Raw genomic sequence first — 6,768 nt, forward strand, 5'->3', positions numbered from 1 at the left:
GTGGACAACGCCATGGTCGCCTATTCCTGCGACAAGAACTTCGGCCTCTATCGCGAGCGGACCGGCGCCCTCTTCGTCCGCGCCCGCGCCCACGCCGAGGTGGTGCGCACCAACATCCTGAAGATCGCCCGCTGCGCCTGGTCGATGCCGCCGGACCACGGCGCCGCCGCCGTGCGCCTGATCCTGGAGGACGAGGCGCTTACCGCCTCGTGGCGCGCGGAGCTGGAGGGTTGCCGCCTGCGGCTGCAGTCGATGCGCGAGGCGCTGGCCGAGGCCGACCCGCGCTTCGAGCCGATCCGCGGCCAGAAGGGCATGTTCTCGATGCTGGCGATCTCGCCGGCCCAGGTCGAGGCGATGCGCCGCGACCACGGCGTCTACATGACCGGAAACGGCCGCATCAACATCGCGGGCCTGACCGCCGAGACCGTGCCTCGGTTCGCGGCGGCCTATGATGCCGTGCTGAGCCGGTCGTAGGCGCCGGGGGCCTCGCGCGCCTGCTGCGCCGAACGCCCTTTCGGCGAACGCGTTACGCGGATACGCTAGGGTTGTCTCGCCTCGGAGGACGTCCCATGAAGCGCATGCTGTTCGCCGTCGCGACCGTGTCGGCCCTGGCCGCGACGCCCGCCCTCGCCCAGTACGAACCGCCGAACCGGTTCGATGCGGCCGCTCACGCCCAGGCTTACGGCACGGGCGCCGGGCCGTACGCGCCGCGCTGCTTCAACGGCGCAAGGATCAAGGGCGTGAGCCGCTCGGGCCAGCGCAGCCTGCTGGTCCAGAACGGAGGCGGCGCGATCTACGAGGTGAAGCTGCGCGAGGACTGCCACGCCGTCGAGCGGGCGACGCGACTATCGGCCGCCTCGAGCCTCGGCGCTGCCGTCTGCGAGGACGACACCGCCATCCTGTTCGCGCGCACGGACACCGGGCTGAAGCGCTGCAAGATCACCGATGTGCGCCGCCTCTCCTCCTCGGAGATCGCCGCCTTCGCAGGCGCGGCGAAGCGCTAGGCTGAGGGCCGCGGCGCGGTCTTGCGCGACACCAAGGCGTAGTAGGCGAGGCCGATCGCAAGCCAGCCGGCCAGCAGCGCATAGGGCTTCCAGTCGGTCCCGAAGCCCAGGCTGGCGATGATCACGGCGGCTGCCATGCCCAGCGCCGAGAGCGCCTTCACGAGCCCGGGGCTGAACCGCAGGCGCGCCTGGGCATGGACCTCGGGGTGCTTGTCGGCGACGACGTAGGCGGCCAGGCACGAGCCCAGGTACTTCATCATCGTCGGGATGTTCACCGCCAGCAGCAGGAACAGCAGGCTGGACGGCAGGAAGAGGCCCAGGCAGCACGCAGCGAAGGCCACGACGGTGGCCACGTCGGGCGTGCCGAACTTCGGATGGACGTGAGCGAGGGGCGCCGGCAGGACGCCCGCCTTGCCCATGGCGTAGAGGAAGCGGGCGAAGACCAGGAACACCGCGTTCATCGACTTCAGCAGGGCCAGAACCGCCGCGGTGACGATCAGCGGCAACGCCACCGGCCCGAGGGCCTTCTCGGCGGCGGTCAGCAGCGGGGCGTCGCTGGCGGCCAGGGCGTCGGCGCCGACGAGGCTCAGCGCCGTAAAGGCGATGGCGAGATAGACCACGACGGTCAGCACCAGGGCCAGCGCCAGGCCCAGCGGCACGACGCGCTTGGGGTCGGCCACCTCCTCGCCCACCTCGGTCGTCGTCTCGATGCCGAGGAAGAGCTGGATCATCAGCGGCAGGGCGGCGACGATCGGGACCCAGCCGACGCTCATCGACTGGGTGACAAGCTGCGGCTTGAGCTGCGGCGCGCCGGCCGCCACGAAGACCGCGAACACCGCCAGCAGCAGCAGCATCATGATCGTCTGCGCCCGCGCGGCGATGGCGACGCCCAGGTAGTTCAACGCGAACACCGCCAGGAAGAGGCCGAACATCACCGGCTTGCCCGGCACAGCGACCACCTTGCCCAGGTAGTTCACCAGCACCGTGCCCAGCACGATCATCACCACCGCGTTGGACAGGATGCGCAGCCAGACGATGCCGAAGGCGATGATCGGATGGGTGAACTGGCGCTGCCACTCGAACGAGGCGGCCGTCCTCGGCACGGCCGAGGCCATATAGGCGTAGACGAGGCCGAACAGCACCATGGGCAGGGCCGCGATCACGCAGGCGACCAGGATGCCTTCGCGGCCGACCTGGGCCGCCGGGCCCAGCACCGAGAAGATCGACGCGCCGATGGCGGTGCCCGCCCCCAGCATCACCAGGTCGATGAGGCGGACGCCATGGCGGAGCTGGTCGGTCATTCGTGTCCCGTCAGAAGCGGCAGGCGGCATCGGGCGTCTTCGGATCGCGCGCCCAGCGGTAGCCCTCGGCGGCCGCGCCGCGCGGCAGATAGGTCACCGTCGTCGTCGACTCGCCCCGGCGCAAGACGAGCTTGAGCGGCAGGGCCTCGTCTTTGCGCACGGCGTTGATGTCGGAGGTCTCGACGATCACGTCGCCGTTGCGGACGCCGGCCTTCTCGGCCTCGGATCCGGGCTCCAGGTCGCGGACCGTGCGGTCGTCGTTCAGCGAGCCCCGGGCGAAGCCGAGCTGGAACGGGCGGACGGGATGCGTCTCGACCACGAGGCACGGGCTGTACAGGTTCGCGGGCGGGACCAGCAGGCCGCCGCCGGTCATGAGCGCGTAGCCCGCCTTGGCCTTGTCCGCGCCGATCTCCTTGCCGACCAGCTCCAGCCAGACCGGGACGCCGTACGCCTGGCCCGCCTCCTGCCGGCGGCGGATCTCCTTGGCGATGTCGTCCAGGCTGCGCTTGCCGGCGGTGGCCTCGCGGATCTGCGCATCGACCTGCTGCAGGTACAGCCAGCCGCGACCGTAGGGGACGGTCTGGGCGACAGGATCGGTCCAGAATTTCTTCGCCGCCTCGGGGTTGGTCGCCCGCACATAGGGGTTCGAATAGTAGGCGTCGGCGCGCTCGTTGAAGGTCTGGACCAGGCGCTCGGTGGTGATCGCCTTCGCGCGCCAGGACAGGACCGTCGAGTAGTACTCGGCCATGCCTTCCGAGTACCAGGCCGTCTCGCCGTGGTCGCCCTGCATCGCCGGCCAGGTGTGGGCCATCTCGTGGGCCAGCAGCCCCTGCAGGCTGTCGACCGTGGGCTTGGCCGGCGGGTGGTAGCCGAACATGAACGACCGGGCGAGGCCTGTGCCACCCGTGCCCAGGTAGGGGTTCTGGCGGACGAAGACCCGGTAGCTGCCGCCGGTCTCGCCGAAGAACTGCGCCATGCTGCCGAACAGCGCCTTCATCTTCCCGCCCAGCTCATCGGCGTCGAAGGGCGTGTCGGAGAGCCAGTAGAAGTCGAAGTTCGGGTCGGCCTTGGCCGGATACGACTGCATCGGCCCGACGTAGTAGTAGCTGAACTGCAGCACCTCGGACGGGATCACGGCGTCCACCGTCCCCTCGCCCAGCGACCAGACGCCACGCGATCCCTTCGCCAGGCCCGACAGGTCCCAGCTCAGGTGGGTCTTCCAGGGCCCGGGTTTCACCGGAGCGGCGAAGAAGCCGTTGCCCGAGCCCGCGAAGCCGCCGTTCTCCTCGCGCAGGTCGAACAGCGGGCCGTTGTTGGTGGCCGCCGTGACCTTGCGCGGCGGCGCCTTGTAGCTGACCACGACATTGCCGACGGTTGCGCGCCCGACGATCCAGCGGCGGTAGACGCCCTGCGGCGTCGCAGGCTCCTCGGTCGTGGTGAGCGGGATCGGGCCCTGGTCATCGCGCGCCTGGACCGCGCCATCGGGCCAGGTCGGCGTCGGGATGCCGACGAGGCGAATCGGCAGGCGCACCAGCGGATCGCCCGCCTTCAGCGCCGGCGCTTCCATCGTCATCGTCACGCCCATGTAGCCGTCGGCGCCGCCGGTCGCGTGGGGGCTCAGGACGACATTCAAGCTTGGCGGCCCGGCCGCGGCGGCCGGGGCGGCAAACACGGCGCAGGCCGCAGTGGCGAGGACGAGCTTGCGGAGCATCAGCGCGGCGCCGTCACCGGCGGCGGGGCCGCGAACGGCTTGATCGCCAGGTGCTCGTAGATCTCCGCCGGGTAGTAGGCGACGCCGCCCACCATGGTCATGCGGTTCTTGCGCAGGGCCGAGATGTCGGCGACCGGATCGCCGTCCACCAGGATGAAGTCGGCCAGCTTGCCGCGCTCGATCGTGCCGAGTTGGCTGTCGCGCTTGAAGTAGCGCTCGGCGCCCAGGGTCGAGAGGTAGAGCGCCTTACCGGCCGGGATGCCGGCGGCCACGTAGACCTCCATCTCGCGCAGGTTCGAAAAGCCCGTGCCGTCGTCCGTACCGGGCAGCAGCTGGACGCCATTGTCATCCAGCATCTTCAGGACCTCGAGCACCTTCTTGAACCCGGCCTGATAGTCGGCGTCGTCCTGCGGGGTCTTGATCGTCACGAAGCTGCGCTTGCGGTAGCGTTGGTAGCCGATCGGCACGTGGCTGAGGTAGGGCGCGTCGCCGGCCTGCACCTCGCCCGAGCGCGACAGCATCAGGCGCTCCAGGATCATCGCCGTGGTGTCCAGCGCGATGTGCTTTTCCTTCATCAGCGCGACGGTCTTCTGGACCCGCGCCGAATTGAGATCGAGGTCCTTGCCGCGCGCCATGCCGGTGAGGCGCAGCGGAGTTCGGGTGTCTTCCTTGGGATCGAGGATCCAGCCCAGCATGAGCTGGTTGATGTGGGCGATGTCGTTGTACCCGTCGCCGATTACCCGGTCGGGCGAGGAAAAGGCCGGCACGTGGCCGGTGACCCCCATCCCGAGCTTGTGGGCCTCGGCCGCGACCGGGGCGACCCAGTCGGGGTTGAAGCTGTTGTAGATCTTGATCTGCCAATAGCCGTGGTCGGCGTACCAATGGACGTCCTCCAGCGCGTCTTCCAGGCTGTCGGCGATGAAGCCGTTGCGGGCCGAGTACGGGCTGCGGCCCTCCAGGAAGCCGTTGCGCACGATGCGGGGCCCGGCGAGCCGGCCCGTGGCCAAGCCATCCATCATCGCCAGCAGTTGTTCGTTGTCGTTGCCCTGATCGCGCGTGGCGGTGACGCCGGCGGCGAGGTTGAACAGGTTGGACGACAGGCTGGTGTGCGAATGCATGTCGTGCAGGCCGGGGACCAGCGTCCCGCCCTGCCCGTCGATCACCGTCTCGCCGGCGGGCGCCGGGCCAGTCTCGTTGGCCCAGACGCCGGCGATGCGGTCGCCGTAGACCACGACGGTGGATGGCTCGCCCACGGTCATGCTGACCGGGTCGAAGACGCGCACGTTACGAATACGGACGGGCCCTGCGAACCGGTGCGCCAGCTTCTTCTGCGCGGCCTCGGCGCGGGCCTGCCCGATCTCGCGGTTCATGGTCTCCAGGACCGGGATCTGGTCCTCATAGCCTTCGCGGATCAGGCCGCCCGACGCGAAGAGGTCGCCCTTTGCGTCGACCAGCACATAGTCGGGCGCGAGGTCGATGCCGGCGAGCTCATAGACCGTCAGCGGGACGGCCTTCTTGCCCTCGCCCAGGGTGATCTTGCGCACCTCGGTGAGGCGCAGGCTGCCGGACGGCGCCACCGGCAGCGTGTGGTTCGGCGCCTTGAGCAACGCCTTCACATAGACGCCCAGCATCCAGGGGCTGACGTCGTTGCCGATGTAGAGCAGCGGCTTGGCGGCCGGGACCCGGCCCTTGTCGGCCTGGCTCACCCATTCGGCCTGTCCGGCCTTCCAGGCGTACTGCTCGTGGACCGGGCTGCCGAACAGCGACTCGCCCTCGATGTTCCAGCTTACCGGGAAGCCGGCGGCGTCGGCCTCGATGGTCTCGCGCGCCTTGGGACCGCGGCCGTTGTTCGAGATGGCGTAGTCGACCTTCGTCGTCTTGCCCTGCACGTCGGCGACCAAGTGTCCGACCTTCTCGCCGTTGGCGATGGCGGTGTAGCGGAAGGTCTCGGCAGAGGCCGGAACCGACAGGCTGAGGGCCAGGAGCGCGCTCACGGCGGCGGCTGTCTTGAACGGCATGAACCAAACCCCCTCGACGATGGCATCATCGTACCTTTGGGGTCGGGATTTTCTATTCGAACTGGCGCCCGCCGCTCCGGACCGCGACATGTTCAATGCAGCACCGACGGCGCGTCGACATAGGCTATGCCGCGCGTTTTCGGGGATGCTGGCAGAACGAAAAGAAAATCCGGTGACAGCGCGCTAGCGTTTCCTCGTGGCCAGTTCTGGGGGCGTCCGATGACCGAGATCACCAAGCGTGCGCTGCTGGGCGCGGGCGGGCTTCTGACCCTGGCGGCCGCCGCCGCGCAGGCGGCGGAGGGCCCTGCGGGCGGGCCGTTCGTCAGCCAGCACTCCGGCGTCTTCAACGGCCAGAAGGTCGACTATGTCGCGACGGTCGGCGAGACCGTGCTGACCGGCGCAGACGGCCAGCCGACGATCCGTTTCGTCTGCACCTCGTACGTGAAGACCGGCGCCGATCCGAAGACCCGGCCCGTCCTGTTCGCCTTCAACGGCGGCCCGTCCAGTTCGTCGTCCACGCTGCACATGGTGGCCCTGGGCCCAAAGCGGATCGTCGTGGAGCAGGATCCGAAGGCCCCGGGCGCCCCGCCCGCGATGGTCGACAACACCCTGACGGTCCTGGATGTCGCGGACATCGTCTTCATCGACCCGGCCGAGACGGGCTTCACCCGCATCCAGCCGGGCGGCAAGCGCGACTATTTCTATTCCATCGAGGGCGACAGCCAGTCGGTCTC

General features: G+C 69.3%; 5 protein-coding genes and 1 pseudogene. 3 read left to right on the top strand and 3 right to left on the bottom strand.

Annotated features, from left to right (window positions below; genetic code table 11):
• Both Q0L11_RS10655 and Q0L11_RS10660 read left to right on the top strand, forming a co-directional pair.
• On the top strand, positions 1 to 474 hold a 474-nt coding region (locus tag Q0L11_RS10655), incomplete at its 5' end, for an aminotransferase class I/II-fold pyridoxal phosphate-dependent enzyme (protein ID WP_296597196.1).
• Between the two features lie 95 nt (positions 475 to 569).
• On the top strand, positions 570 to 1,004 hold the full coding sequence (locus Q0L11_RS10660) for a DUF6491 family protein (protein ID WP_296597197.1): 435 nt from the start codon (positions 570 to 572) through the stop codon (positions 1,002 to 1,004).
• Here Q0L11_RS10660 and Q0L11_RS10665 read toward each other — a convergent pair.
• From Q0L11_RS10665 to Q0L11_RS10675, 3 genes are read right to left on the bottom strand one after another with little or no spacing between them, the layout of a single operon-like run.
• Positions 1,001 to 2,305 (bottom strand): APC family permease, encoded by a 1,305-nt coding sequence (locus Q0L11_RS10665; RefSeq protein ID WP_296597199.1) that lies wholly within the window; start codon positions 2,303 to 2,305, stop codon positions 1,001 to 1,003. The genes Q0L11_RS10660 and Q0L11_RS10665 overlap by 4 nt on opposite strands.
• Before the next feature lie 10 nt (positions 2,306 to 2,315).
• Positions 2,316 to 4,016, bottom strand: coding sequence for a hypothetical protein (locus Q0L11_RS10670; RefSeq protein WP_296597200.1), 1,701 nt, complete (start codon positions 4,014 to 4,016; stop codon positions 2,316 to 2,318).
• Positions 4,016 to 6,034, bottom strand: coding sequence for an amidohydrolase family protein (locus tag Q0L11_RS10675; RefSeq protein ID WP_296597201.1), 2,019 nt, complete (start codon positions 6,032 to 6,034; stop codon positions 4,016 to 4,018). Before Q0L11_RS10675 ends, Q0L11_RS10670 begins: the two co-directional genes overlap by 1 nt.
• A 219-nt stretch (positions 6,035 to 6,253) precedes the next feature.
• Here Q0L11_RS10675 and Q0L11_RS10680 point away from each other — a divergent pair.
• A pseudogene (locus Q0L11_RS10680) lies at positions 6,254 to 6,768 on the top strand (peptidase S10); the annotation flags it as partial.

The sequence above is a fragment of the Phenylobacterium sp. genome, assembly GCF_024508875.1.
Lineage (GTDB): Bacteria > Pseudomonadota > Alphaproteobacteria > Caulobacterales > Caulobacteraceae > Phenylobacterium.